We start from the raw sequence: 26466 nt of genomic DNA on the forward strand, positions 1-26466 counted from the left end.
TCGCATTGGGGGAAAACGCTCAGCCCTCAGCAGCGATCTGCTCGTTGGCGGTCTGCGCCAGCTGCAGCATCTTCTGGCGAATCACGTCATCGCCGATCGAAACGCCCTTGGCCTTGAGATCGCCGCTCACCTTGCGGAACACGTCTTCGTCGCCGGCTTCCTCGAAATCGGCAGCCACCACTTCAGCCGCATAATTCTTGGCGTCGTCGCCGGTCAGGCTGAGCAGTTCGGCAGCCCAGATGCCCAGGAGCTTGTTGCGGCGGGCTTCCGCCTTGAACTTCTTTTCGGCGTCGAAGGCGTATTTGGCTTCCTGGCCCTTCTGACGATCCTCGAACTGGCTCATGCAACTCTCCCGCTTGGCTTGTGTCTTTATCGCCGCTGTGGCGTTCCAATCGACATAGGGTGTCCGCCCCTTCAAATCAACTTCTGCCGCCCCGCTGCGACCTTATGCACGCAGCACGCAACGCCCATCCACAGCAGCGGCGCGAAAGGGCTTGCCTTTTTGCATGGTTCTGGCGCATGAAGCGGCCAAATTCTCCCCCTTTCCAACGGTCCGGATTCCTTTATGAACCGTCGTCGCAAAATCTACGAGGGCAAGGCCAAGATCCTGTTCGAGGGTCCTGAGCCGGGCACGCTGGTTCAGTATTTCAAGGACGATGCCACGGCCGGCAATGGCGCGCGCCATGAGGTCATCGACGGCAAGGGCGTGCTGAACAACCGGATTTCGGAGTTCATCTTCACCAAGCTGAATGGCCTCGGCATTCCGACGCATTTCCTGCGCCGCATCAACATGCGCGAACAGCTGATCAAGGAAGTGGAAATCATCCCGCTCGAGATCATCGTCCGCAATTATGCGGCCGGCTCGCTGGTCAAGCGCCTCGGCCTCGAGCCCGGCACCCAGCTGCCTCGCTCGATCATCGAGTTCTGCTACAAGGATGACGCGCTCGGCGACCCGATGGTTTCCGAAGAGCATATCACCGCCTTTGGCTGGGCCACACCCGCCGAGCTCGACGACATCATGAGCCTCGCCATCCGCGTCAACGATTTCCTGACCGGCCTGTTCATGGGCGTCGGCATCCAGCTCGTCGACTTCAAGATCGAATGCGGCCGCCTCTATGAGGGCGACCTGATGCGCATCGTGCTGGCCGACGAGATCAGCCCGGACAATTGCCGGCTGTGGGACATCAAGACCCGCAACAAGATGGACAAGGATCGTTTCCGCGAAAACCTCGGCGGTCTGATCGAGAGCTATCGAGAAGTCGCCCAGCGCCTCGGCATCCTGGTCGAAACCGACAATGCGCTGACCACCGGTCCGCGTCTCGTTCAGTAGTCTGGGCTTTAAGGCCCTTCGGAAATTCGCTCTGGTGAATCAGATGCCGTGATTTTCGAGAACCGGAGCGGAGCGTACATTCAGGTACGTGAGCACCGGAAGCGCAGGAGAGTGCGGCAGATGGCCGCCAGAGTAGAATTTACGAAGGGCCTTCGATGAAAGCGCGTGTCACCGTTACCCTTAAGGCTGGTGTGCTTGACCCTCAGGGCCAGGCCATCGAAGGCTCGCTCAACGGCCTCGGCTTTGCCGGTGTTGCATCTGTGCGACAGGGGAAGGTCTTTGACCTGGTACTGGACGGAACCGACGTCGAGGCGGCACGTTCACAGCTCAACAGCATGTGTGAAAAGCTGCTGGCCAATACTGTGATCGAAAACTACGCGGTCGAAATCACAAATTAACGCGTATCGGCGATAACAAAAATCGCGCCCCTTATTGGCGCAGGACCATATAGTCATGCTCAAAACCATTTCCCTCTCGGTCATGTTCATCGCCACCATGGGCCTGCTGTTCGCGGCTTATGCGTCGGTTCCGGTCTGAGCGGCTAGAGCGTATCAGCTCGGTTTGCGCCGCAAGATTTTGAGCGGCATATCAGGCGGTCCGATCTCGGCCAGCAATTCGTAATTGCCGAGCAGAATGGCGATTGCGGCATCATCAGATGCCCAGCCAAGCCAATCGAACATATCGGCATTACCCAGGATGATATCCGGGGGATTGGCCAGCAGGTCATCACGTAAACGACCGCGCTCATAGGTCTCCAGTTCCGCCATTTCCTCGACGACCAGCGGATCAGTGGTGGACATCCCGCGCCGTAGAGCGCCCAACCCGATCCACAGGCATGGCCCCGAATTGACCAATGTGGCGCGCAGGTCGCGATGCAGCGGCGTGGCAATCTCAAGCTGCGGCGTAATATTGGCAATGGTCAGGCCCGGCCCGAGCGGCGCCAGCAGAGCAAACGCCTCCTTGCGCAGGCTATTGCCCTGGATGGCCTGCAGGCCCGGCGCAGCAATAATGAATACTGCCAGTGTTAGCGGAATAATCCCGACGCGACCGCGCGCACTCTTGGTGAGAAAGCTTTGCGCGAAGACCAGGCTGATCAGTAGCTGCACCGGCAGCAGATGATAGACGAAGCCCTTGCCCTGGATCAGATAGACCAGGAAAAACCCCAGCGCTGCCGCGAGATACTGGCCATTGGGCGGCACCAGCATCTGGCGCCGATACAGCAGCAATAGCCCCGCCAGTATCAGCAATATCAACCACACCTGCGGCCCGAACAACAGGAGCAGGATCGGCGCACGATCGGCCAGATAGGCAGACGAGGCAATAGGCAGCATGGTAGTGAAAAAGCTGGAGAACCAAATCCAGACCATAAGCCAATAGGCCACAAGGATCAGCCCGGACAGCACATGCTCGGGGTTGAAGATCGCCCGCCAGCTGCGACCCATGATGGCGCTGTAGCTCGCCACCAGCAGGATCGGCAGCGCGAAATGTGGCTTGATGGTCATGGCCAGCCCGGCAGCGAGGCCGGCTGTTAGGATTTCAAACGGCTGGGGCGCCCGACCGGTACTGCGCAAGGCACTGATGGCGAGGAGCGGTAGCAGCAGGATGACCGCAATATGCTCGCGCTCGGCAAAATTGCTGCCCGGTAGGATGCTCAGGGCAACCATGCTGATCAGCCACCACTCGCTGGTGTTGGACAGGAGCTGTGCGCGTCGGAGGACGCGGGTGCTGAACGCCACCGACAGCAGGGCCGATAGCAGAACGGCGGCAACCAGGATGGGTTCGGCAGCCAAACCGACGGCCTGCGCCAGCACGACGATTGGCACATAGAGCATGGCCGACATCGGCGGATTGAGTTCGTAGATGTCGACATAGAGTTGTTGGCCCGCCAGCATGCGCTCGCTGACGGTAAGGAGCCATGAGGCATCGGCGTTGAGCCCGCCGACCATCTGGATGATGAAGGCGAGCAGCACCGTGGCTGCTATGGCAAAGCGGATGGCAAGCGACACCTAGACGACCCCGACGGCAGCATATTGTGCGCCGAAGGGCAGCTTGGCGAGTGAACGCTCCAGGCGTCTTGCGATTGGCGCCGCCGTGGGTAGGAAGAGGAAGTTCTGCACATCGACCGACGAGAAGCCGGCCGCCAACATTTCGCGCCGCGTCCGGCGCTGCGACAGCAAAACCGCATCGGCATCGAACGGGCAGCGGGCAACGGCCAGCCGGGTCAGCGGATGAAACGGATTGTGCTCGATCACCACGGCTAGGCCACCCGGCCGCACCACGCGGCGCATTTCCTTGAGAAACGCGCCCCATTCAGCGGGCGGCACGTGATGCATGACGCAAACCGTCAGGGCAATATCGAAATGCCCGTCGGCATAGGGCAACCCGTCCGGGCCACTGGTGTCATAGCTGGCAAAGGGATTATCGCGGCGCGCCCGCTCCACCGACTTGTCAGACACATCGCTGCCGGTGATGCTCGCGAACTTGCCATGCAGATGGGGATGTAGCCGCCCTACCCCGCAACCAATATCCAAAAGATCGAGCGCCCTAGGTGTTTCGAAGTGCCGGGCGACAATGTTTTGGAGCAGGTCAGCCTTGGCGGCCATGAAGAAGTCATGCTTGAGGCCCGAGAAGCTGATCGATTGCTCGACGATGGCCTCATAGCCGCTTTGGACCGCGTCGAACTGGGCGTCGCTCACGCGCTGGCTCGCCGGGTTACGCGCGGCGCTACAACGGCTTCTGCCTCAAAGCCGATCTTGCGCGAGACGATATAAAGCGGGCGCCCCTTCACCTCGGCATGAATGCGGCCGACATAGAGGCCGACCACGCCAGTGAGCAGCATGTTGACGCCCGACAGCAGCGAGATCACCACGACGGTGGAGGCCCAGCCATCGACCAGCCCATTGCTCCAGAACAGCGCCCGCAGCAAGGCGTAGCCGCCATAGGCCAGGGACGCCGCCGAAACCACGGCGCCGATCCAGATCGCTAGTCTCAAGGGGGCGTCGGAAAAACTGATGATGGCGCTGGTGGCAAGACTTAGCATCTTGCGCAGCGGATATTTGCTGACGCCCGCCGCCCGCGCCTCGCGTTCATATTGTACCACGGTCTGGCGGAAGCCGATCCAGGCAAACATGCCACGCACATAACGATTGGCTTCCGGCAATTGCAGGAAGGCATCTACCGCCACGCGATCCACCAATCGGAAATCGCCGACATCGCGCGGAATATCGATAGCCGAGAGACGGTTGATCAGCCGGTAGAACAGATGGGCGGTTACACGCTTCAGCGGCGTCTCGGCAGCGCGGGAGATACGCTGCGCATGCACCACCTCGAAACCCTTGCGCCACTCGGCGATCATCGCCAGCACGGTTTCCGGGGGATCCTGCAGGTCGGCATCCATGATGATGACGGCTTTGCCGCGCGCCGCTTCGAGCCCCGCGGTAATGGCAATCTGGTGGCCGAAATTACGCGCCAGCCGCAGATAGCAGTAGCGCTCGTCGCCGCGGGCGAGATTGGCCAAGAAAGTGGGGCTGGAGTCGCTACTGCCGTCATCGACAAAGATTACTTCCGCCGGCTCGCCGACGGCAGCGAGCAGCCGCTCCATCCGTCGCAGCAGCAGCGGGATTACCGCTTCTTCGTTGAAGACCGGAATGACGAAACTGAAGACGGTATCAGCCATTTGGCGCCCCAAAACTGGCTGCAACAATCGCTGTCAAAGCCTAATTCCACTTTAATTTTCGCGGCCTGATGCCAGTCATGGCCCCGGCAAAGCAACGCCGCCTCTTATCCAAACGGTTACCACTCCAGCATCTTGCGGCCAGTTTCACTCAAGCGTTAGCCAGTGGCTCAGACCGCAGCGGCTAGATTGCGCCAAATCTTGCGGAGTGCGTCACATGTCTGTTCCCGTCAAACGCCTCGACTGGGTCGATATGGCCAAGGGCCTGTCGATCTTTCTGGTCGTGATGATGTATGCGGCCTCGAGCGTTGGCGAGGATACCGGCGGGGTCGGCGCGCTGCATTGGGCCATCGCCTTTGCCACGCCGTTCCGCATGCCGGAATTCTTTCTGATTTCCGGACTGTTCCTGGCCGCGGTCATCGACCGCCCCTGGCGCGCCTATGCCGATCGCCGTGTGGTGCACTATCTTTATTTCTACGCGCTCTGGGCGCTGATCCACATCATCTTCAAGGTCGGCCTGCTGTCGATGAACCCAATCGGAGCGCTGGAGCAGATCGCCTGGGCCACGGTCCAGCCCTATGGCGTGCTGTGGTTCATTTACATGCTGGCCGTGGTCAGCGCGGCGACCAAGCTGCTGCATGATCTCAAGGCGCCCGTCTGGGCGGTGTTTGCCGTCGCGGCCATCCTGCAGATGGCGACGATCGAGACTGGCAGCTATGCCGTGGACCAGTTCGCCGAATATTTTGTCTTCTTTTATGCTGGCTATGTGCTGGCGCCGCAGCTGTTCAGGCTGGCGGACTGGGCGGCCGACAATCTCGCGCTGTCGCTGGTCGGCCTCGTGGTCTGGGCCATCATCAACGGCGCCCTGGTGTTCCTTGGCGGCTTCGAGATGCATCCAGTCCACCCCGTGATGGGCTATGCTGGTATGCCGGGTGTGCATCTGGTGCTGGCTCTGGTAGGCACCGCCGCGCTCTGCCTGATCGCCGCCCTGCTTACGCGCCTGAGCTGGATGAACTGGCTGCGCTGGATGGGGGCGCATTCGCTGGTGATCTATGTCGCCTTCGTTTTGCCGCTCGGCATTTCGCGGACGGTGCTCATTCGCCTCGGGGTGGATGACGCCACAGCGCTCACCCTGCTCACCATGGCCGTCGCCATCATCTCGCCGCTGGTGCTGTATTGGATCGTCCAGAGGACCGGTTTCGGCAAGTTCCTGTTCGAGCGGCCGAACTGGGCGCATCTCAAGGGTACGGCCCGGCCGACGCAGGCTACCACCACCGCGCCAGCCGAATAATCCCACCTCTACCCTTCTCCCCCCTGCGGGAGAAGGTGGCGCGCAGCGCCGGATGAGGGGCCTGCGGTGGTGTAGAAAACCCCTCACCCGCCCTTCGGGCACCATCTCCCTCAAGGGGAGAGGGAAAGAGCTGGCAAGCCCTTGCATTTTCACCCAAGACTCATCACAAGACCCTCGCACCCCCCATCGCGAGGACCAGCCGATGAAATCCGCAGTCATCGTCTTCCCCGGCCTTAATCGCGACCGCGACATGATCGCGGCGCTGACCAAGGTTTCCGGCACCGCCCCAGCCACCGTCTGGCATCAGGATGCCGATATTCCCGATGTCGATCTCATCGTCATTCCGGGCGGCTTTTCCTATGGCGATTATCTCCGCTGCGGCGCCATCGCCGCGCGCTCGCCGATCATGGACAAGGTCCGCGCCCACGCTGCCCGCGGCGGCAAGGTGCTGGGCGTCTGCAATGGCTTCCAGATCCTCATCGAGGCAGGCCTGCTGCCCGGCGCGCTGATGCGCAACATGAGCCTCAAGTTCGTCTGCCGAGAGGTGAAGCTCGAGGTGGTCAACGCCGATACCGACTTCACCCGCGGCTATACTAAGGGCGAAGTGTTCCGCTGCCCAGTGGCGCATCATGATGGCAATTTCTTTGCCGATAGCGACACCATTGCCCGCCTTGAAGGCGATGGCCGCGTTGCCTTCCGCTATGCCGAGGGCACCAATCCCAATGGCTCGATCAATGACATCGCCGGCATTTTCAACGAGCAGAAAAACGTGCTCGGCCTGATGCCGCATCCGGAAAACCTGATCGAAGCCGCCCATGGCGGTGACGACGGACGCGCCCTCTTCGCCGGCCTGCTCGGCAAGGCGGCCTGATGCACCAGCCCCGGCCCGTCAGCTCCCGCAAGCTCCTGACCTGGCTCGGGCTGCTGATGGGTGCCGCGGGGCTGATCCTGCAGTTTATCCTGTCGTTCCAGGTGGCCATGGCTGCCGGCCGCGACATTCCCGGCTTTCTCGGGCATTTTTTCGCCTTCTACACCATCCTGACCAATGTCGTCCTGGTGTTGATCTATGCTTCCCAGCTCTGGCCGAAGGCGCCGCTGGCACTGTTCCGCCGCCCGATGGTGCGCGGCTTCATGGCCGCCAATATCGCGCTGGTCGGGCTTTATGTGTTCTTCGTGCTGCGCTTCATCAATCCGCTGAGCGGCATTCCCCTGGTCGCCGACACGATCCTGCATTACGTCTGCCCCACCATCTATGTGCTGTGGTGGCTGCTGACGCTGCGCCATGCGCTGCTGCGCTGGGCAGACCTGCCCGCCATGCTGCTGCCGACGCTGGCCTATTTCGTCTATATTCTGGCGCGCGGTGCGTGGGTGCAGGAGTATCCCTATCCCTTTCTCAATGCGATCAAGCTGGGCTATCCGCAGGTGCTGCTCGGCGCCGTCTATATGGCGGTCGCGCTGGCCGTGCTGTGCCTCGCCACGATCGCCCTCGACAAATCGCTGGGCCGCCGCCGCCTCGTCCCCAGCATTTAGACCGCCCTTTTCTCTGAGCCTCCTTACGGAAACGCTTCTCGATGACCTATCAGAACAACATCACCATCACCCCGCAGCTCGTCGCCGACCACGGCCTCAAGCCCGATGAGTTCGACAAGATTGTTGCCCTGATCGGCCGCCAGCCCAACTATACCGAGCTCGGCATTTTCTCGGCCATGTGGAACGAGCACTGTTCCTACAAGTCCTCCAAGAAGTGGCTGAAAACGCTGCCGACCAGCGGTCCGCGCGTCATCCAGGGCCCTGGTGAAAATGCCGGCGTGGTCGATATCGGCGATGGCCAGGCGATCGTGTTCAAGATGGAATCGCACAACCACCCCAGCTTCATCGAACCCTACCAGGGCGCCGGAACAGGCATGGGCGGCATCCTGCGCGACGTCTTCACCATGGGCGCCCGCCCCGTGGCGGCGATGAACGCCCTGCGCTTCGGTTCGCCCGACCATGAAAAGACCCGTCATCTGGTCTCCGGCGTCGTCGCCGGCATTGGCGGTTATGGCAATGCCTTCGGCGTGCCCACGGTTGGCGGCGAAGTCGAATTCGACGAGCGCTACAATGGCAATATCCTGGTCAATGCCTTTGCCGCCGGCCTCGCCGATACCGACAAGATCTTCTACTCCAAGGCCGAAGGCGTCGGCCTGCCGGTGGTCTATCTTGGCGCCAAGACCGGCCGCGACGGCGTCGGCGGCGCCACCATGGCCTCGGCCGAATTCGGCGACGACATCGAAGAAAAGCGTCCCACCGTCCAGGTCGGCGACCCCTTCACCGAAAAGCGCCTGTTGGAGGCCTGCCTCGAGCTGATGGCCACCGGTGCCGTCATCGCGATCCAGGACATGGGTGCCGCCGGCCTTACCTGCTCGGCTGTCGAAATGGGCGCCAAGGGCGATCTCGGCATCGAGCTCAACCTCGACATGGTGCCGGTGCGCGAAACCGCGATGACGCCCTATGAGATGATGCTGTCTGAAAGCCAGGAGCGCATGCTCATGGTGCTGCATCCCGAAAAGGAAGCCGAGGCCCGCGCGGTTTTCGTCAAATGGGAGTTGGACTTCGCCACCGTCGGCAAGACCACCGACGACCTGCGCTTCCGCGTCATGTGGCAGGGCGAGGAAGTCGCCAATCTGCCGATCAAGGAATTGGGCGACGAAGCCCCCGAATATGATCGCCCATGGATGGCCTCGGCCCCGCCTGCCCCGCTGGCCGCCGGCGACGTGCCGCAGATGGATGTAGCCGATGCGCTGCTCAAGCTGATCGGTGGCCACCAGAGCGCGTCGCGCCGCTGGGTCTATGAGCAGTATGACACGCTGATCCAGGGCAATAGCCTGCAGCGCCCCGGCGGCGATGCCGGTGTGATCCGCGTCGAAGGCCACGAGACCAAGGGCCTCGCCTTCTCCTCCGACGTCACCCCACGCTATTGCGAAGCCGATCCCTATGAGGGCGGCAAGCAGGCCGTGGCCGAATGCTGGCGCAACCTGACCGCCACCGGCGCCGAGCCGCTGGCTGCCACCGACAATCTCAACTTCGGCAATCCCGAGCGCCCCGAAATCATGGGCCAGTTGGTCGGCGCCATCAAGGGCATCGGCGAGGCCTGCCTGGCGCTGGATTTCCCCATCGTCTCGGGCAATGTCTCGCTCTACAACGAAACCAATGGCCGCGGCATCCTGCCGACCCCGACCATTGGCGGCGTTGGCCTGCTCCCCGACTGGAGCCAGATGGCGCGCATCGGCTTTGCCGCTGCCAATCAGGTGATCCTGCTGGTCGGTGCCCCCGCCAACCGTGGTACGCACCTCGGCCAGTCGATCTACCTGCGCGACCTGTTCGGCCGCAAGGATGGCCCGGCGCCGCATGTCGACCTCGCCCATGAGCGCCGCACCGGCGACTTCGTCCGCAAGCTGATCCGCTCGGGCGTCGTGACCGCCTGCCACGATCTCAGCGATGGCGGCCTTGGCCTCGGCTTGGCTGAAATGGCCGTAGCCTCGGGCATTGGCGCCACCGTGACCGACCTGACCGACCAGGACCCGATCCTGCAGTATTTCGGCGAAGACCAGGGCCGTTACCTCGTCACCGTCAACCTCGACCCGCAGGGCGATGACTTGGCAGCACTGTGGAAAGAGGCGGAATCGCTGGGCATTTTTGCGCCCTGGATCGGCACCACCGGCGGCGAAACTCTCGTGCTGGGCGCAGCCCGTCCGGTCGCGGTCGCGGCTCTCAAGTCGGCGCATGAAGGCTGGTTCCCCAGCTATATGGACGGCAAGGCTGCTTGAGGGCGCCATTTGCCTTATGATCGCCGCTCTTTGGAGTGCTTTGGCAGTCCAGGGGCGGCGTTTTTATTGGAGAGTTATGTGATGAAGTTTGCACCGGCCTTTGGCGGCCTTCTGGCCCTCGCTATCAGCATCGCGCCGGTTGCTGCCTTCGCCCAGGAGGTCGGCATCTCCGGCTCGCCCCTGCCCGACCAGCCCTATACGCTGATCTATCCGCAGGTCATGGTGAGCGGCGGTGGCGAAGTGGGTGGCCCGCTGACCATCAATCACCCCACCATGCCGCTGCAATGCGTGCTGGCAGTGATTCCGGTGGAGGACACCAGCTGGACAGCGGAAGGCGCGCTGGCCTCGCTTGACGCAACTGCTGTCGCCGAAGGCTGGAACGACACCCTGCCCGGCTTCACGCTGGGTGCGAGCGTCGTCACCAGCTATCAGAGCAATCCAGCCCTACAATATGAAGGCGCCAGCGCCGGTACCGGTGAAGCCGGCCCGGTGACACTGGTGCATACCGAAACCGTCGATGCCGGCAATGGCTATACGCTCGACTGCTTCTTCCCCACCGAAGTCGCTGCCGACGCCCGTCCGATCGTCGATGCCATCATCGCCAATTTCTCGACCCAGCAGGATGCCCAGCCCGTCGCGGCCATGCCGTAGTCCGGTTCCTGTTGAAGGCTGGCCACCCCCATGCCATATCAGAAGGGTGTTCGGCCTGTTGCCGTTCGGAATTGAGGAGCAGAGCCCATGGCCATGGACGCCAGCGAAATCGAACGCCGGATCAAGGCGGCCCTCCCCGACGCCGATATCGAAATCCGCGACCTGGCCGGTGACGGCGACCATTGGGCGGCCACGGTCAAATCCGAGCAGTTCCGCGGCAAGACCCGCGTGCAGCAGCACAAGCTGGTCTATGATTCCCTGCAAGGCGACATGGGCGGCGCACTGCACGCCCTGGCGCTGCAGACTGTCGTTCCGGACTGATCGGAGCGTTTTCAGCAAAAGTGGGCACCGGTTTTGCGTTTCGAAAACGCGACTAAGGAGGGACCATGTCGCTGCGCGACTCGCTTGATCTGATCAAGATGGTCCGGCCTGATGCTGGCACCGCTGCGATCGATCACGAGATCCTGGCCGAGCGGGCCTCCTCGCTCGGCGCCGCGGAACAGCGCGTCATCAAAGCGGTGAGTGCACTGGCCGCAGCCGCCGGTGATGATCGCGATAGTGCCCTTGCCGAAGCCCGCAAAGTGGTGTGGGAATATTTCGTGCAGCGCGAACTGGTTGGCTTCCGCAAGCATAACGACGTGATTCAGGAACTCAGCATTCCGCGCGAAGTGCTTGCCGGGCTTGGCGCAATCGGCAAGCCGCTGCGGTGAGCCGCGCCGTCATCTTCGATGTCGATGGTGTGCTGATCCATGGCTATCACGCCAATCCGGCGCGGGTGCGCGCCTGGGATGCGACCTTGCTGGCCGATACCGGGGTTGATCCCGAGCGCTTCCGGCAGGAATTCATCTTCGGCCTGTTCATGAGAAAGGTCATGATCGGCCAGATGGCGCTGATTGATGCGCTGGAACGCCGCCTGCCCGGGCTGGGCTACAAGGGTTCGCCCATGGCCTTCGCGCAATATTGGCTGAGCCACGACAGCGTGCTCAACGAGGAGCTGCTCGTCGTGGTGCGAAAGCTCAAGCAGTCGGGCGATTGCCGGCTCTATATCGCCACCAATCAGGAACACCTGCGCGCCAATTGGCTCTGGGGGCACCTCGGTCTCGGTGAACTGTTCGAGGACATGTTCTATGCCGCCCGCATCGGCGTGCAGAAGCCGGACCCGAAATTCTTCGCCTTCATCGAGCACCGCATCGGCCCGCAGACCGAAACGCCGCTGTTCTTCGACGACTCGCCCAAGGTGATTGCCGGCGCGCGAAAATACGGTTGGGAGGCGGTTCAGTTCGAGACCGTCGAGGATTGCACCAGCCATCCCTGGATACAGCAACGCCTTGGCTAGTTGCGAGCCGGGCAAAGTCATGTAAATCCTTCTGCACTCAGGAGGATTTCAATGAAGCAGTTCTACATGCTGGTGGCGGCGCTTCTCGCTCTGTCCGCGACGCCCGCTTTCGCCCAGGCCGAGTGCTATCAGAACGACCAGTTCCTGGTCATCGCCCAGGAACGCCTCAACGAGGTCGGCACCGATTTCATCATCCGCCCGCCGGCCAAGGGCAAGATCGCCTGCCTCTATGAAATCAACGACGATGACGTGGTGCTCAGCAATCCCGGCGATCCGCTGCACTATGAGCAATTGGTCGGCAAATACCTGGTTCTGACGCGCTCCACCGGCCCGGAAGGCGACCTCGTGGTCTATGACCTAACCACGGAGCTCTACACCCCGCTGCTCGACGCCCCCGCCCTCGACGAGATGACCATCACCGAGGACAGCATCACCTATTGGCAGAAACTGATCCTTGGGACGGAGCTGAACTGCTCCAGTTTTTCCGAGAATACCGGCTATGGCCTCGGCTCGATGATCTATGAGGAACGCGTCCTCGACCTTCCCACCCTTACGGTTGCGGCGACGGGCGAAACGCGCTGTGCCAGCACGCAATAGTATCATCGCCATTCTGCGATGCTCTCGACAGCGCTACAGTCCTGTCCTATCTAAGGGCAACAGCAAGCGGACCTTGACCCCGCCTATCGAAAGGTTTTTCCCATGACCGACATCAACGCCTTCATCGACGACAAGGTGAAGAACAACGACGTGTTCCTCTTCATGAAGGGCTCGCCGGACTTCCCCCAGTGCGGGTTCTCTGGCCAGGTCGTGCAGATCCTGAGCTATCTCGGCGTCGAATATGGCAGCGCCAATGTGCTGGAAAGCGCCGAACTGCGCGACGGCATCAAGGCCTATACCAATTGGCCAACCATTCCCCAGCTCTATGTGAAGGGCGAATTCATCGGCGGCGCCGACATCATCCGCGAGATGTTCCAGGCCGGGGAACTCCAGACCCACATGCAGAACGCCGGCATCGCCGTCAAGCAGACCGCCTGATCGCCATCACCCTGCCGAATATGAAAAACCGGGCCTAGCGCCCGGTTTTTTCTTTGGCCGGAAAGTCGGCTGAGAGCCTGATCTCGCGCAGCGGCCGCACCCGCCGCGTCGCCTCGGCATAGGTCGGATGCGCCTTGTAGGCCGCCAGCGCCGCTTCATCGGCGAATTCGCCATAGACCACGACGTCCACCTCATTGGAAATCTGGTCGACCTTGGAATTGCGAGTCACCTCGAAATGGGTGGAATGCGGGATGGTGCCCAGCAATTCCAGGCCCTCGCAGATGGCGTCCACGGTGTCGGGCGATGTGGCGGTGAAGAAGACGATATGGCGGATCAAGGCATGGCTCCAAAACTCAGCGGCCTTGTAGGCTTGATTGACGCATAGGTTAAGTCATCAATCCCCGTGATGGATGCCATTCAGCAATATTGCTTTGCGTGATGATGTCGCAGGCGTAGATAGATCATCCACCCTTTGGATGCTCCCCATGACCACCTCCGCCCTTCGCCCCGCAGTTCCCCTGCTTGTGCTGATCATTGCCGGCTGCGCCATCGCCGCCATCGGCAATGGCGTGCGGACCAGCTTTGGCCTGTTCACCCTCCCCATGACCGCCGATCTCGGTCTCAGCCGCGAGCAATGGGGCATGGCCATGGCCATCCAGAACCTCGCCTGGGGCATTGCCCAGCCTTTCGCCGGCGCCTTTGCCGATCGCGTCGGCACCGGCCGCACCATTGCCGCCGGTGCCGCGCTCTATGCCTTGGGCGTGCTCGGCATGGCCTTTTCGCCCGATGCGGGCCTGATGACCCTGACGGCCGGCGTGATCACCGGCGTCGGCATCGCCGTCTGTTCTTTCTCGGTCGTCATGGCTGCCTTCGGCCGCTCGGTGCCGGCCGAAAAGCGCTCGCTGATCTTTGGCGTCGCCACCGCCGCCTCCTCCTTCGGCCAGTTCGCCTTCGCCCCGATCAGCCAGGGCTTCATCAATGCTTTTGGCTGGCAGTCCGCCCTGCTCTATATGGCGATGGCGCTGCTGCTGATCATCCCACTGAGCTTTGCTTTGCGCGACCGCACTGAAAACACCACCGGCCACGCCGACCTGCCCTTCATGCAGGCATTGGCCCGCGCCTGGGGCCATGGCTCCTATAAGCTGCTGGTGATCGGCTTCTTCGTCTGCGGCTTCCACCTGGCCTTCATCAACGTCCACATGCCGGCCTATCTGGTGCAATGCGGCCTCAGCCCGGAAGTCGGCTCCTGGACCATTGCCGTCATCGGCCTGTTCAATATCGTCGGCTCGCTTTTGGCCGGCTATCTCGGCGGCAAACTGCCCAAGCAACTGCTGCTGGCCACCATCTATTTCCTGCGCGCCATTGCCATCGGGGCGTTCCTTTTGATCCCGGTCAGCGAAATCACCGCCTATGCCTTTGCCGCTGCCATGGGCCTTCTGTGGCTGTCCACCGTGCCGCTGACGGCCGGTCTTGTGAGCCTGTTCTTTGGCGCGCGTTACATGGGCATGCTCTATGGTGTGGCCTTCTTCAGCCACCAGCTCGGCTCTTTTGTTGGCGTCTGGCTAGGCGGTTTCGTCTATGATCAGACCGGCTCCTACAGCCTGGTCTGGTATCTAGGCATCGTGCTCGGCCTGGCTTCGGCCGCTCTCCACATTCCAATCAACGAGCGCAGCGCGCCAAACTTTGCCCTGAAACCGGCCTGATCAAGAAGCATCGGTTTTTGCCGATCAATGCTTGCCAAAGCCGGATTCGAGGTTCATGGTCCGCCGCATAATTCTGGCGCCCGCCTCCTGTGGCGCCTTTTCGAGTCCAATCCCATGTCAGATCATTTCACGCGGGTACTCTCGCGCCCTGAATTCATTGCCCTGATGGCGGCGCTGATGGCCCTCAATGCCATGGCCATCGACATCATGCTGCCCGCCCTGCCCTATATGGGCGAAGCCCTCGGCATCACCTCGGAGAACGAGCGCCAGTTCGTCATTTCCTCCTATATGCTTGGCATGGGCGTCGCCCAGCTGGCCTTTGGCCCGCTCACCGACCGCTTCGGCCGCCGCGCGCCGTTGCTGGCCGGCATGGGCCTCTATGTGATCGCCGCTCTCGTCGCGATCTTTGCCCCGAGCTTCACCGCGCTGCTGGTGTTGCGCGTCATCCAAGGCATGGGCGCCGCCAGCGTGCGCGTCATCTCCACCGCCGTGATCCGCGACCGGTATGAAGGCCGCGCCATGGCCGAAGTCATGTCGCTGGTCTTCATGGTCTTCATGGCCATTCCGATCATCGCCCCCGGCATCGGCCAGGTGATCCTGCTGGTCGGCGACTGGCACAATATCTTCATCTTCATGGGTGGCTTGGCTGCCGTCTTCTGGCTGTGGACCTTCTTCCGCCTGCCCGAGACGCTGCCAGTCGACCAGCGCCGGCCGCTGAGCTTGAAGGCCGTGGTCGATGGCTTCGTCATCGTCTTCACCAACCGCGTCGCTTTCTCCTATGGCCTCGCCGGCACATTCATGTTCGGCGCCCTGTTCGGCTTCATCAGCTCGAGCCAGCAAATCTATGTCGATATCTATGGCCTCGGCGTCTACTTCCCGGTGGCTTTCGCCGGCATGGCGGGCTTGATGGGCGTGTCGTCCTTCACCAATTCCAAGATGGTCAGCCGTCTGGGCATGCGGCGCATGTCACATGGCGCCGTGCTGGTGTTCACCGGCGTCAGCGGCATCTGGTTGCTGCTGGCCCTGACCGGCTTCCTGCCGCTCTGGCTGTTCTTCAGCCTGCTCGCCATCATCATGTTCGCCTTCGGCTGGTCAGCCTCCAACATGAACTCGCTGTCCATGGAGCCGCTGGGCGCCGTCGCCGGTACTGCTGCGGCCGTCTTCGGTTTCATCCAGACCGTCGGTGGCGCGCTGATCGGTGGCTATGTCGGCCAGATGTTCAACGGCACCACCATTCCAGCCGCCACCGGTTACTTCACCATGGGCGCGCTGGCACTGATCTGCATTCTCGTCGCCGAGAATGGCAAGCTGTTCGGCGTCGGTGAACAGAACAGCCACGCCGACATGAGCCACGCCGGCGGGCATTAGGAGCGTTTTCAGCAAAAGTGGCCGCCGGTTTTGCGGTTCGAAAACGCGACCACTAGGACGACACTACTCGATCGCGGCCGGACCCGAAATCTGGCCGCGATCACTGTAGACGTGATCGACCAGTCCCCAGGCCCTGGCCTGCTCGGCGGTCATATATTTGTCCCGCTCCAGCGCGGCTTCGACATCCTCATAGCTCCGCCCGCAATGCTTGGCGTAGATGCCGTTGATCAGCCGCTTGAGCCGCAGGCTTTCCTCGGCATGGATCAGGATATCGGTCACCTTGCCCTGATAGCCGCCGCTCGGCTGGTGCAGCATAATCGAGGCACTCGGCAGGCAGATGCGCTGCCCCGCCTCGCCCGCCGCCAATAGCACCGTCGCTGCCGACGCCGCCATGCCGAGGCACAGCGTGCCCACCGGCGCCTTGATGAACTGCATCGTGTCATACATGGCCAGCGCTGCCGTCACCACGCCGCCGGGTGAGTTGATGTAGAGGTAGATTTCCTTGGCGGAGTTTTCTGCCTCAAGGAACAGCAGCTGCGCATTGACCAGCGAGGCCATGGTGTCCTCGATCTCGCCATTGACGAAGATGATCCGCTCCCGCAGTAGGCGCGAATAGATATCGAAACTCCGCTCGCCGCTGCTGGATTGTTCCACCACCATAGGGACGAGCTGCATCATGTCGCGCATCGGCGATCTCCTGTCAGAATTGAAGCTTGAATTGTTTAGGCGGCCAGCATCAGCGGGCCGACCAGATTGCTGTTCGCGGCGACCGGCACGACCATCGGTGCATGGGTCAGCCTGAACCAGGTGCCGCCATCATCGGTGGCGGACAGCTCGAACGTCACGAGACTGTCTTCGGCACCAAGCACCGCTCCCTGTCCGGCCTCGCGCCAGCGATAGGTGAGACTGACATTCTCCTCGGCCGTCACCACGGCCATGTCGACATCCTGCTCAGGCTTCAGCCAGCGCTTGAGATATTCGGGAATGGTCAGCGCCCGCCAGACCTGTTCCACCGGCGCATCCAGTGCGCATTCAAAGACCAGCTCTTCTGCGTCACTCATTGATCCATCTCCTTGAGCAGGTCCTTGAGATTGTCGATCCTGCTCGGCCAGAAGGCGCGGTATTTTGCCAGCCATTCATGCAGCGGCGCCATGCCCTCGGGCGCCACGCGGTAATGGGCAAACCGCCCTTCGCGCCGTTCGCTGATCAGGCCTGCGCCGCGCAGCACGGCAATATGCTGGCTCATTGCAGGCTGGCTGATGGCAAAGCCTTCGCGCAGCTCGGTGGCTGTCATCTCGGCGGAAGCCAGCCGCTCCAGCACGGCGCGGCGGGTGGGATCGGCCAGGACTTTGAAAATGTCGGTGTCGCTCATGTTTATACATAAGCACAGACTTATGAGTCTATGCAAGCTCCTCGATCAATGGCGGTGATGAGTGCCATTCACGCAAGCCTATTGCCCCGAACCCGCGAGTCTCGTCTGATGCAAACCACCGCCGCCATTACATCGAGAATCTTATGCCCATCACGACCGGCCGTTCCTATCTTGCCATTCCGGGACCGTCCGTCTCGCCCGAGCGCGTGCTCAATGCCATGCATCGCACGGCGCCCAATATCTATGAGGGCGAAATCGTCGATATGACCAAGGGGCTGATTCCAGACCTCAAGCGCGTGGCGCTGACCAGCCAGAATGTCGCCATCTATATCGCCAATGGCCATGGCGCCTGGGAGGCCGCCAATCTCAACATGTTCTCGCGCGGCGACAAAGCGCTGCTGGCCGCCACCGGCCGCTTCGGTCATGGCTGGGCAGAAGCGGCGCGCGCCATGGGCGTCGAGGTGGAGATGATCGACTTTGGCAAGGCGAGCCGCGCTGAGCCTGAGCTTATTGCCGACGCGCTGCGGGCTGACACAAGCCACACCATCAAGGCCGTTCTGGTCACTCATGTCGATACGGCCTCCAGCGCCCGCAATGACATTCCCGCCATTCGCGCCGCCATCGACAGCACTGGCCACCCCGCCATGCTCGCCGTCGACGCCATCGCCTCGCTCGGCTGCGACGAGCTGCGCATGGATGACTGGGGGATCGACGTCCTGGTCGGAGCCAGCCAGAAGGGCCTCATGCTGCCGCCGGGCCTCGGCTTCGTCTGGTTCTCCGACAAGGCGCTGGAGGTGTCAAAGAGCGCAGACTTGGTAACGCCCTATTGGGACTGGAAGCCACGCGGCACCGGAACCGAGTTCTGGCAATATTTCGGCGGCACCGCGCCGACGCATCACCTCTATGGTTTGCGCGAAGCGCTGACCATGATCCTTGACGAGGAAGGGCTGGAGAATGTCTGGGACCGCCACCGCCGGCTGGCGGGCTCGGTCTGGGCCGCCTTCGACGCCTGGGGCCGGGGCAGCACGATCCGGCTCAACATGGCTGACCCGACGTCGCGCGGCTGGTCGGTGACGGCGGCGACCATTCCCAATGGCGGCGCCGGCGCGCTCCGGCGCTGGCTCGAGGCGGAGGCCGGCGTAACGCTGGGCATCGGTCTCGGCATGGCCCTGCCGCATGAGCCGGCCTATCAGGATTTCCTGCGCGTCGGCCACATGGGCCATGTCAACGCGCATATGACATTGGGCGTGCTCGGCACCATGGAGGCCGGCATGCAGGCACTGGGCATCGCGCATGGCCCGGGCGCGCTGGAAGCAGCGGCCGGGGCTTTGCTTAGAACGTAAAGACCTCGCGCCGCAGCTCGTCCCAGGCGGCCTTGTCCACGGCGACCAGCAACCCGCCATCGACATGGCTCGGCAGATAGGGTCCACCATCGAGCCGCGCGGCATAGCCGCCGGCTTCCTGGGCGATCAGCGTCCCGGCCAGGTGATCCCAGGGCATCAGCTTGTTGTAGCAGAGGAACTGGCCATGGCCCGAAACCAGGGTGCGGTATTCGTGTCCGGCGCAGCGGAAGTTCGACAGCAGGCGCAGCTTGTCGGTGTTCTGCAGGATCTGCCCGCGCTTGTCCTTGGGCATATAGGCCACCGAGGCCATGCCAACCATTTCGTCCAGCGGCAGGCGCTCCGCAACAGAGAGCCGAACCGCCTCGCCATTGGGGCGGCGCAGCCAGGCGCCCTTGCCCTTTTCGGCCATGATCCAGTCGTCGCCCATCGGGTCATAAATGATGCCGGCCACAGTCTCGCCACCCGAAACCACCGCAACCATGGTGGCAAACAGCGGCAGGCCAGCGGCGTAATTGGCGGTGCCGTCGATCGGATCGACCACCACGGCAAGGTCGGCCGTCGCCAGACGCCTCAGCAGCGCCGGATCGGCGGCGACCGATTCTTCGCCGACGAACAGCGCATCCGGCAAGAATTCGGCCAGCCGCGCCTTGATGGCTTCTTCGGTTGCCACATCGGCCTCGGTGACCAGATCGATCGCCTCGGTCTTGATCGACACCATGCTGGCATCGAGCCGGCGGAACCGTGGCAGCGCCTCGGCGCGGGCCGCATCGCGCAAAATATTGGCAAGCGCCATCACGTCAAAGCTCACGAGGCAGTCCTCTTGTCGAACAGACCGGCAAAGTCGAACAGTTTGGTGTCGAGCATGTGACTGGCGTTGATATTGCCCAAGGCGCGGATCATGACGTCCTTGCGGCCCGGCATGCGCTTTTCGATGTCATTGAGCATGGCCTTCATCGCATTGCGCTCAAGGCCGTCCTGCGATCCACAGAGGTCGCAGGGGATGATCGGAAAGGCCATGGCGTCGGAAAAGCGCTGCAGGTCCTCTTCGCCGCAATAGATCAGCGGGCGCAGCACTTCGAGGTCGCCCTCGTCATTGAGCAGCCGCGGCGGCATGGCGGCAAGGCGCCCGCCATGGAACATGTTCATGAAGAAGGTTTCGAGGCTGTCGTCGCGATGATGACCCAGCACCAGCGCCGAACAGCCCTCTTCGCGGGCAATGCGATAAAGATTGCCGCGGCGCAAGCGCGAGCACAGCGAGCAATAGGTCGCCCCGGCCGGCAGCTTCTCGGTGACGATGGAATAAGTGTCGCGATATTCGATGCGATGCTCGATGCCGAGGCCGGTAAGGAATTCGGGCAGGATATGCTTGGGGAAGTTGGGCTGCCCCTGGTCGAGATTGCAGACCAAGAGCTCCACCGGCAGCATGCCGCGCCATTTGAGGTCGAGCAGCAGGGCCAGCATGGAGTAGCTGTCCTTGCCGCCGGAGAGCGCGACGAGCCACTTCTCGCCCGGCCGCACCATGCTGAATTTTTCCAGCGCCTCGCGCGTATTGCGGATCAGCCGTTTGCGCAGCTTGTTGAACTCGCCGCTCTTGGGGGCATGCGCATAGATCGCGTGGCCGCCCGTTTCGGCTTCCTCAGCCTCCGGCACTTCCATCACCGCGCTCATCGCGAAACTCTCTTTTCCATCATGGCGTAGCTGATAGCGCGCATGGGCCGATAGGGGAAGGAAAACCGGGCCTCGCCAAGGTTACCAAAGTTTAATTTCCCCCTCTTGCTTTAGGCCAAATTACGACAGCTAGATGACGCTATCCCCCGGCACCCAGGAGACTCGCGGTGTTTCGTTCGTTCTTTCCCAATCCACGTCTGTTCTTCACATCGGCCCTGTGCTGGATCGCTGTCGTCATGGTCGCCTGGTACACTGTCGGCGCCAACCTGCAGGCTGTGCTCAGCCTCGGCCCCTGGCTCGGCGTCCCGGCTACCGAAGCCAATCCAGAACCCTTCTTCTCGTCGGACAAGGTCTGGCTCTACCAATATGTGCTGATGACCGGCTACCTGTTTTGCATTCCCTGGTACTGGGTTGGCGGCAATCGCCGCTGGTACTGGTGGAGCGTGGTGGGCAGCGTCACCATCATCGAGATCGTCTATTTCAACGTCCAGATCAGTGCCTGGCTGAACGACTGGTACGGGGAATTCTACAACCTGATCCAGACCGCCCTGACAACGCCGGGTACCGTAACGCTCGATCAGTTCCTCGGTGAAATCTGGACCGTAGCCTATGTGTTGATCCCTAATATCACCGTCCTGGTCATCAACGCCTTCTTCATTGCGCATTTCCTGTTCCGCTGGCGTCGGGCGATGACTTTCTTCTACCAGAGCCATTGGCAGCACCTGCGCCACATCGAAGGCGCCTCCCAGCGTATCCAGGAAGATACCCAGCGCTTTGCCCAGATTGTGGAGGGGCTGGCCGTCTCGCTCGTGGCCTCGGTAATGACGCTGATCGTCTTCCTGCCCCTGCTGTGGGACCTGTCGTCAAACATCACCGAACTGCCGTTCTTTGGCGCGGTAAACGGCAGCCTGGTCTGGGTGGCACTGGTCTCGTCGGCTTTCGGCACCGTGCTGCTGGCCGCTGTGGGCTGGAAACTGCCGGGTCTCGAGTTCGACAACCAGCGCGTCGAAGCGGCCTTCCGTAAGGAACTGGTCTATGGTGAAGACAACGTCGAGCGTGCCGAGCCGGTGACCGTGCGGCAGTTGTTCATCAACATGCAGCACAATTACTTCCGGCTCTATCGCCACTACCTCTACTTCAACATCGCCCGCTACGCCTATCTGCAAGGCTCGAACTTCGTGCCGCTGATCGCCATGGGGCCGTCCATCGTGGCTGGCACACTGACGCTCGGCCTGTTCCAGCAGGTCAGCAATGCCTTCGGGCAAGTGGAAGACTCGTTCAAATTCCTCGCCAGCTCATGGACCACGATCATTTCGCTGATCTCGGTGTTCAAGCGTCTGCGGGCCTTTGAAGCGAACATTCCCGACAACGCGATCGCCGCCAATGACTATGACGACCCAATCTTCCTGCAGCAGCTGGCCGCTGCCCCGACCAGCGATGCCACGCCGCAGCAGCCTGCGCAGTTCTGACAGCGCCAAACCCTCTCCCCTGCGGGAGAGGGTTTATGCCGCAAGGCCAACACCGCAAAGCAAAAGGGCCGCCCCGAGGAGCGGCCCTTTCCAATTCTGAAATTCGACTTCGCTTAGCGCGAGTAGAATTCGACGACCAGGTTCGGTTCCATCTGGACCGGGTATGGCACATCCGAAAGGCCCGGAACGCGGGCGTAGGTTGCGGTCATCTTGTTGTGGTCGACTTCCACATAGTCAGGAACGTCGCGCTCGGCCAGCTGGGTGGCTTCGATCAGCACGGCGAGCTGACGGGAGCGCTCGCGCACCTCGATCTTGTCGCCAACCTTGACCTGGTAGGACGGGATGTTGACGCGCTTGCCATTGACCAGGATGTGGCCATGCGAAACGAACTGGCGCGCAGCGAACACGGTAGCGACGAACTTGGCGCGGTAGACGATCGCGTCGAGACGCGACTCGAGCAGGCCGATCAGGTTCTCGCCGGTGTCGCCCTTGACGCGAGCAGCTTCGGTGTAGAGCTTCTTGAAGGCCTTCTCGGTGACCGAACCGTAGTAGCCCTTGAGCTTCTGCTTGGCGCGCAGCTGCAGACCGTAGTCCGAGAGCTTGCCCTTGCGGCGCTGGCCGTGCTGGCCGGGGCCATAGGCACGAGCGTTGAGCGGGGACTTCGGACGGCCCCAGATGTTTTCGCCAAGGCGGCGATCGATCTTGTACTTAACTGAATGACGCTTCGACATCGCGTATCCTTTTCACTGTTGAATGGATCGCGCCCTCCTCTGCCATCCCGAAGGATGACCGACAGACCCCAAATATTTGAGAGATCCCGGGTGCGCCTATGGACCAAAGGCCCTGATAGGTGGGCGCGTCATAGGCAATTGCGACAGTTCCGTCAAGCTGAGTCCCGCTCGGCTGTGCCATCGGCCACCATCTTGTGGTCGAGCGAGCGCTGTTCGCGCAGTCCGGGGAAGATGACGCTCCAGATGCCGGCCACCGCAATGGCGCCGAATCCGCCAATCACCACCGCCGCCACCGGGCCGATGAAATGGGCCACCGTGCCGGCGCGGAACTCGCCCAACTCGTTGGAGGCGCCGATGAACACCGAGTTCACGGCATTGACGCGGCCGCGCACTTCCTCGGGGGTCCACAGCTGCATGATGGTCTCGCGAATGGTGACGCTGACCATGTCGGAGGCGCCGACCAGCGCCAGCGCCGGGATGGACACCCAGAGCGTCGTCGAGAAGCCGAACACCACCGTGAAGGCGCCAAACAGCGCAACGAAGACAAAGAGAATGCGGCCGGCGAAATTGCGGATCGGGAAGCGGGTCAGGAACAGCGCCATGACGATGGCGCCAATGCCCGGCGCGGCCCGCAGCAGGCCGTTGGCGATCGAGCCACCATGCAGGATGTCGGTGGCATAGATCGGCAGCATGGCCACCGCCCCGCCCATCAACACGGCGAACATGTCGAGCGAAATGGCGCCCAGCACGACCTTGTTGGAGAAGATGTAGCGGAAGCCACCCAGCAGGGTCTCCATGCTGGTGGCCTGGGTCGATTCGCGCTTGGGCGGGGCTGGGATCAGCAGCACGCTCACCATAGCGCAGCCCAGGAGGATGGCGCCTGTAGCAAAGGGCACGAAAGGGGCAAAGCTATACAGCACACCACCCAGCGCGGGACCGGCGATGGCGGCAAACTGCCAGGCCGAGGCATTGACGGTGATGGCATTGCTCAGCGCTTCAGCCGGCACGAGATTGGGCGCCAGCGACTGTGCCGCCGGGTTCCAGAAGGCCCGGGCCGTGCCCAGCACGATCAGGATAAGGAACAGCGGCCAGACCTCATGCGCCTCGGCTTCGGTGAACAGCAGGAAGCCCACCGCGCACAGCAATTCAACCCCAAGACAGATCGCCATGATGCGGCGGCGGTTGAACCGGTCGGCGGTGAGGCCGGTAACAAGGATCAACAGCAGCGCCGGCAGGAACAGGCAGAGCCCGACGAGACCGACCAGCAGCGGCTCGCGAGTCACCTCGTAGATCTGATAGGCGATCGACACCGACATGATCTGCACTGCGAAGCTGACCAGCAAAGTGGTCAGCCAGAAGAAGCGGAAGCCGGTATAGGTAAAGGCAAGGCGGGATTTGTCGGCGGGTGCGGTCGTGCTCATGGGCTGGCCATCGCACGACACAATGTCGCAGTCAAAGGCGGAATGGGCCCGAAGCGTTCGAAGACGGCGATTCTCAGTCCTTGTTGCTCGCCGGCTTCTGCCGGTTCGGATTGGGCCGCTCGTGCCGGCGATCAATCGACGAAATCACCCCGCGCAGGGTGCGGATTTCCTGGCTGGTGAATTTGCCCCGCTCCAGCATGGTGCGGATATTGTTGATCACGGTCGGCCGCTTGTCGGGGGCGGTGAAAAAGCCCGAGCCATCCAGCGTGGTTTCGAGATGCCCGAAGAGGCCGAGCAATTCCTCGCGCGGGGCGACCTCGGCCATGGCATCGCCAAACGGCAATGTGGTGCCCAGATCGCTGTGCCGGCGCCATTCGTAGGCCATCAGCAGCACGGCTTGGGCGATGTTGAGCGAGGCAAAGGCCGGCTCCACCGGCAGAGTGACGATGCAATCGGCCAGCGCCACTTCTTCGTTGAGCAGGCCCCATTTCTCGCGACCGAACAGCAGGCCGACGCCCTTGCCGGCGCCAATCTGCGCGGCCATGCGCTGGGCGGCCTCATCGGGGCCGATGACTTCCTTTTGCAGGTCGCGCGAGCGTGCCGTGGTGGCCAGCACCAGCGTCAGGTCGGCGATGGCCTCTTCCAGCGTTTCGAAAACCCGCACCCGTTCAATAACGTGATCGGCGCGCGAGGCGGCCGCGACGGCGCGTTCATTCGGCCAGCCATCGCGTGGACGCACCAGGCGCAGGTCCCACAGGCCGAAATTGGCCATGGCGCGGGCGGCCGTGCCGATATTCTCGCCCAGTTGCGGTTCGCAAAGGATCACCGCCGGCGTGGGCTTGAGCTCGATCTTGATGGAGGTGTCGGTTCCGGCCATGGCGCCATTTCCTGAAAGTTCAGGCGCTCATAGCCGGTTTTACCGCGTCAGGGCAATTAGGCGACGCGATGACGGACCGGCAGGTCCTTGACCTTGCTCGACCGCTGCCATTCCCGATCGAGAATGGCGAAATGCAATTCTTCGTCCCATTCGCCCTGGAACAGCGCATGTTCGCGGTAATGGGCTTCAAGACGCATTCCCATCTGCTGCATCAGTTTGATCGAGTGGTGATTGCGGCCGTCGCAGCGGGCGAACACCCGGTGGATGCGATAATGGTCGAAGGCCAAGTCATAGACGGCGCTCAGCGCTTCGCGGGAAAAGCCCTGCCCGGCATAGGCCGGATTGATGCAGAAGCGCACTTCCCCCTGCCCGGCCGTGGCATCGGACCAATGCAGTGACACGTGGCCGATAAGCACCTTGTCGCCCTTGCGAACCATGGCGAGGGTCAGCGTATCCCCGGGGCGCTGCAGGCTGACATGGCTTCGCATGGTGTTGAGCGCGCCAGCCACTTCGGAGGTGTCGCGGGTGCGCGTGAACACATAGCGCTGCACCGAGGGAAGCGCGTGATAGGCACCAAGGCCGTCGATATCGCTGCGTTCAAAGGTGCGAAGGATCAGGCGATCCGTCTCGATGGGCAAAGAAAGTGACGACATGAATGATGCTCCCGACCGCGTGACGACCCGAAGCCATAACGTCGCGCGATTCACGGAAGTTCCTGCCGCAGCGCGAAAAAATCTGCTCCAGCGGAATCGCGGGCAAATGCCGATCAGCTGGGCGTTTGCGCCGCCCGCAGCGTCTGCCATTCCTGCCACAGGATGGCGTAGATGAATTCCTCGTCCCAGCGGCTTTTGAAGATGGCATGTTCGCGAAAATGCGCCTCGCGCCGCATGCCCAGCCGCTCCATCAAGCGCCAGGAAGACTCGTTCCGCACATCGCAGCGCGCCGAAACACGGTGGATGTCACCGGGACCGAAGGCCAAGTCGAGCATGGCATTGGCCGCCTCGGTGGCATAACCGCGGCCCTGATAGTCCGGATCAAAAATCCAGCCGACCTCACCCTGCCGGGCCTCGACGCTGCGCCAGATAAGCGACACCTCGCCGATCAGCACGCCACTGTCGGCCAGTTCGACGCCCAGGATAATCTTGTCACCCTCGGCCTCCAGCGCCACCTGGCCGATGCGCTGCTGCACGGCCAGCGCGCATTCCTCCCGGCTGAGCGAGGTGTCGAACAGATAGCGCGCCACATCCTCGCGCCGCCGGTAGGCAAAAACGGCATCGACGTCGCCGCGAGTAAACGGGCGGAGGGTCAGCCTTTCTGTGCGCAGCGGATAGTTTGGATAAAGCGACATGCCGTCTCCATGGGGCGGCGCACTCTCGCCATTTGGGCCGGCGA

Annotated in this window: 31 protein-coding genes; 16 read left to right on the plus strand and 15 right to left on the minus strand. The window is 62.2% G+C overall.

Annotation, left to right across the window (positions count from 1 at the left end):
* Window positions 1-19: 19 nt before the first annotated feature.
* A complete protein-coding gene (locus BM045_RS06690; RefSeq protein WP_092181248.1) occupies window positions 20-343 on the minus strand; it encodes a DUF1476 domain-containing protein in 324 nt (107 codons plus the stop codon).
* 222 nt (window positions 344-565) lie between these two features.
* On the opposite strand from BM045_RS06690, the gene purC reads away from it, so the two are divergent.
* Together purC and purS are read left to right on the plus strand one after the other, a co-directional pair.
* A complete protein-coding gene (gene purC, locus BM045_RS06695; RefSeq protein ID WP_092181251.1) occupies window positions 566-1330 on the plus strand; it encodes a phosphoribosylaminoimidazolesuccinocarboxamide synthase in 765 nt (254 codons plus the stop codon).
* A 155-nt stretch (window positions 1331-1485) separates the two neighbouring features.
* Window positions 1486-1728 carry a phosphoribosylformylglycinamidine synthase subunit PurS gene (gene purS / locus BM045_RS06700; protein ID WP_092181253.1) on the plus strand — a complete coding sequence of 81 codons (243 nt, stop codon included), beginning with the start codon at window positions 1486-1488 and terminating at the stop codon, window positions 1726-1728.
* Window positions 1729-1881: 153 nt separating this feature from the next.
* On the opposite strand, the gene BM045_RS06705 is transcribed toward purS, so the two are convergent.
* Genes BM045_RS06705 through BM045_RS06715 form a run of 3 tightly spaced genes read right to left on the minus strand, consistent with a single transcriptional unit; the run spans window position 1882 to window position 5006 of the window.
* The gene (locus BM045_RS06705) at window positions 1882-3336 is read right to left on the minus strand and encodes a hypothetical protein (protein ID WP_092181256.1); all 1455 of its coding nucleotides are present in this window, start codon (window positions 3334-3336) and stop codon (window positions 1882-1884) included.
* Window positions 3337-4026: a class I SAM-dependent methyltransferase gene (locus tag BM045_RS06710; protein ID WP_092181259.1), complete on the minus strand. Its 690-nt coding sequence runs from the start codon at window positions 4024-4026 to the stop codon at window positions 3337-3339. It lies immediately after the preceding gene.
* On the minus strand, window positions 4023-5006 hold the full coding sequence (locus tag BM045_RS06715) for a glycosyltransferase family 2 protein (protein ID WP_092181262.1): 984 nt from the start codon (window positions 5004-5006) through the stop codon (window positions 4023-4025). The genes BM045_RS06710 and BM045_RS06715 overlap by 4 nt, the downstream gene beginning before the upstream one ends.
* 214 nt (window positions 5007-5220) lie before the next feature.
* Between BM045_RS06715 and BM045_RS06720 the strand changes: the two genes are divergently transcribed.
* The 10 genes from BM045_RS06720 to grxD all read left to right on the plus strand — a co-directional run bounded on the left by BM045_RS06720 (window position 5221) and on the right by grxD (window position 13122).
* Window positions 5221-6294, plus strand: coding sequence for an acyltransferase family protein (locus BM045_RS06720; RefSeq protein WP_092181265.1), 1074 nt, complete (start codon window positions 5221-5223; stop codon window positions 6292-6294).
* Window positions 6295-6496: 202 nt separating this feature from the next.
* Window positions 6497-7165 (plus strand): phosphoribosylformylglycinamidine synthase subunit PurQ, encoded by a 669-nt coding sequence (gene purQ, locus BM045_RS06725; RefSeq protein WP_092181268.1) that lies wholly within the window; start codon window positions 6497-6499, stop codon window positions 7163-7165.
* On the plus strand, window positions 7165-7824 hold the full coding sequence (locus BM045_RS06730) for a Pr6Pr family membrane protein (protein ID WP_092181271.1): 660 nt from the start codon (window positions 7165-7167) through the stop codon (window positions 7822-7824). Before purQ ends, BM045_RS06730 begins: the two co-directional genes overlap by 1 nt.
* A 41-nt stretch (window positions 7825-7865) precedes the next feature.
* On the plus strand, window positions 7866-10100 hold the full coding sequence (gene purL / locus BM045_RS06735; RefSeq protein WP_092181274.1) for a phosphoribosylformylglycinamidine synthase subunit PurL: 2235 nt from the start codon (window positions 7866-7868) through the stop codon (window positions 10098-10100).
* An 81-nt stretch (window positions 10101-10181) separates the two neighbouring features.
* Entirely contained in the window at window positions 10182-10751 is a 570-nt protein-coding gene (locus tag BM045_RS06740) for a hypothetical protein (RefSeq protein ID WP_092181276.1), read from the plus strand.
* An 87-nt stretch (window positions 10752-10838) separates the two neighbouring features.
* On the plus strand, window positions 10839-11072 hold the full coding sequence (locus BM045_RS06745; protein ID WP_092181279.1) for a BolA/IbaG family iron-sulfur metabolism protein: 234 nt from the start codon (window positions 10839-10841) through the stop codon (window positions 11070-11072).
* Between the two features lie 65 nt (window positions 11073-11137).
* Window positions 11138-11461 carry a DUF6665 family protein gene (locus BM045_RS06750; protein WP_092181282.1) on the plus strand — a complete coding sequence of 108 codons (324 nt, stop codon included), beginning with the start codon at window positions 11138-11140 and terminating at the stop codon, window positions 11459-11461.
* On the plus strand, window positions 11458-12087 hold the full coding sequence (locus tag BM045_RS06755) for an HAD family hydrolase (protein ID WP_092181285.1): 630 nt from the start codon (window positions 11458-11460) through the stop codon (window positions 12085-12087). Before BM045_RS06750 ends, BM045_RS06755 begins: the two co-directional genes overlap by 4 nt.
* 51 nt (window positions 12088-12138) lie before the next feature.
* The gene (locus BM045_RS06760) at window positions 12139-12684 is read left to right on the plus strand and encodes a hypothetical protein (RefSeq protein WP_092181288.1); all 546 of its coding nucleotides are present in this window, start codon (window positions 12139-12141) and stop codon (window positions 12682-12684) included.
* Window positions 12685-12786: 102 nt separating this feature from the next.
* Complete coding sequence (gene grxD, locus BM045_RS06765) at window positions 12787-13122, plus strand: Grx4 family monothiol glutaredoxin (RefSeq protein WP_092181291.1); 336 nt, start codon at window positions 12787-12789, stop codon at window positions 13120-13122.
* 34 nt (window positions 13123-13156) lie between these two features.
* On the opposite strand, the gene BM045_RS06770 is transcribed toward grxD, so the two are convergent.
* Window positions 13157-13459, minus strand: a complete 303-nt coding sequence (locus BM045_RS06770) for a Dabb family protein (RefSeq protein WP_092181294.1) — start codon at window positions 13457-13459, stop codon at window positions 13157-13159.
* 148 nt (window positions 13460-13607) lie between these two features.
* Between BM045_RS06770 and BM045_RS06775 the strand changes: the two genes are divergently transcribed.
* Entirely contained in the window at window positions 13608-14825 is a 1218-nt protein-coding gene (locus tag BM045_RS06775; protein WP_348271235.1) for an MFS transporter, read from the plus strand.
* Window positions 14826-14939: 114 nt separating this feature from the next.
* The gene (locus BM045_RS06780) at window positions 14940-16193 is read left to right on the plus strand and encodes a multidrug effflux MFS transporter (protein WP_092183103.1); all 1254 of its coding nucleotides are present in this window, start codon (window positions 14940-14942) and stop codon (window positions 16191-16193) included.
* 63 nt (window positions 16194-16256) lie between these two features.
* On the opposite strand, the gene BM045_RS06785 is transcribed toward BM045_RS06780, so the two are convergent.
* Genes BM045_RS06785 through BM045_RS06795 form a run of 3 tightly spaced genes read right to left on the minus strand, consistent with a single transcriptional unit; the run spans window position 16257 to window position 17565 of the window.
* A complete protein-coding gene (locus BM045_RS06785) occupies window positions 16257-16880 on the minus strand; it encodes an ATP-dependent Clp protease proteolytic subunit (RefSeq protein WP_092181300.1) in 624 nt (207 codons plus the stop codon).
* 35 nt (window positions 16881-16915) lie between these two features.
* Window positions 16916-17254, minus strand: coding sequence for an SRPBCC family protein (locus BM045_RS06790; protein ID WP_092181303.1), 339 nt, complete (start codon window positions 17252-17254; stop codon window positions 16916-16918).
* Window positions 17251-17565 (minus strand): ArsR/SmtB family transcription factor, encoded by a 315-nt coding sequence (locus BM045_RS06795; RefSeq protein WP_092181306.1) that lies wholly within the window; start codon window positions 17563-17565, stop codon window positions 17251-17253. The genes BM045_RS06790 and BM045_RS06795 overlap by 4 nt, the downstream gene beginning before the upstream one ends.
* A gap of 143 nt (window positions 17566-17708) precedes the next feature.
* Between BM045_RS06795 and BM045_RS06800 the strand changes: the two genes are divergently transcribed.
* On the plus strand, window positions 17709-18908 hold the full coding sequence (locus BM045_RS06800) for a pyridoxal-phosphate-dependent aminotransferase family protein (protein ID WP_092181309.1): 1200 nt from the start codon (window positions 17709-17711) through the stop codon (window positions 18906-18908).
* Here the strand turns inward: BM045_RS06800 and BM045_RS06805 are convergent.
* The gene (locus BM045_RS06805; RefSeq protein ID WP_092183105.1) at window positions 18898-19701 is read right to left on the minus strand and encodes an inositol monophosphatase family protein; all 804 of its coding nucleotides are present in this window, start codon (window positions 19699-19701) and stop codon (window positions 18898-18900) included. The genes BM045_RS06800 and BM045_RS06805 overlap by 11 nt on opposite strands.
* Window positions 19702-19712: 11 nt before the next feature.
* On the minus strand, window positions 19713-20576 hold the full coding sequence (gene ttcA, locus BM045_RS06810; protein WP_092181312.1) for a tRNA 2-thiocytidine(32) synthetase TtcA: 864 nt from the start codon (window positions 20574-20576) through the stop codon (window positions 19713-19715).
* A gap of 167 nt (window positions 20577-20743) precedes the next feature.
* On the opposite strand from ttcA, the gene sbmA reads away from it, so the two are divergent.
* Complete coding sequence (sbmA, locus tag BM045_RS06815) at window positions 20744-22045, plus strand: peptide antibiotic transporter SbmA (protein ID WP_092181315.1); 1302 nt, start codon at window positions 20744-20746, stop codon at window positions 22043-22045.
* A 113-nt stretch (window positions 22046-22158) separates the two neighbouring features.
* On the opposite strand, the gene rpsD is transcribed toward sbmA, so the two are convergent.
* The 5 genes from rpsD to BM045_RS06840 form a co-directional block, all read right to left on the minus strand.
* A complete protein-coding gene (gene rpsD / locus BM045_RS06820; protein WP_092181318.1) occupies window positions 22159-22776 on the minus strand; it encodes a 30S ribosomal protein S4 in 618 nt (205 codons plus the stop codon).
* A 152-nt stretch (window positions 22777-22928) separates the two neighbouring features.
* Window positions 22929-24197 carry an MFS transporter gene (locus BM045_RS06825; protein ID WP_092181321.1) on the minus strand — a complete coding sequence of 423 codons (1269 nt, stop codon included), beginning with the start codon at window positions 24195-24197 and terminating at the stop codon, window positions 22929-22931.
* Window positions 24198-24270: 73 nt separating this feature from the next.
* Window positions 24271-25074, minus strand: coding sequence for an RNA methyltransferase (locus BM045_RS06830; protein ID WP_092181324.1), 804 nt, complete (start codon window positions 25072-25074; stop codon window positions 24271-24273).
* Between the two features lie 56 nt (window positions 25075-25130).
* On the minus strand, window positions 25131-25727 hold the full coding sequence (locus BM045_RS06835) for a GNAT family N-acetyltransferase (RefSeq protein ID WP_170848413.1): 597 nt from the start codon (window positions 25725-25727) through the stop codon (window positions 25131-25133).
* A gap of 113 nt (window positions 25728-25840) precedes the next feature.
* Window positions 25841-26422 carry a GNAT family N-acetyltransferase gene (locus BM045_RS06840; protein ID WP_092181330.1) on the minus strand — a complete coding sequence of 194 codons (582 nt, stop codon included), beginning with the start codon at window positions 26420-26422 and terminating at the stop codon, window positions 25841-25843.
* Window positions 26423-26466: the final 44 nt, after the last annotated feature.

The sequence above is a fragment of the Devosia sp. YR412 genome (assembly GCF_900110945.1).
In the GTDB taxonomy this organism is placed as follows: Bacteria; Pseudomonadota; Alphaproteobacteria; order Rhizobiales; family Devosiaceae; genus Devosia.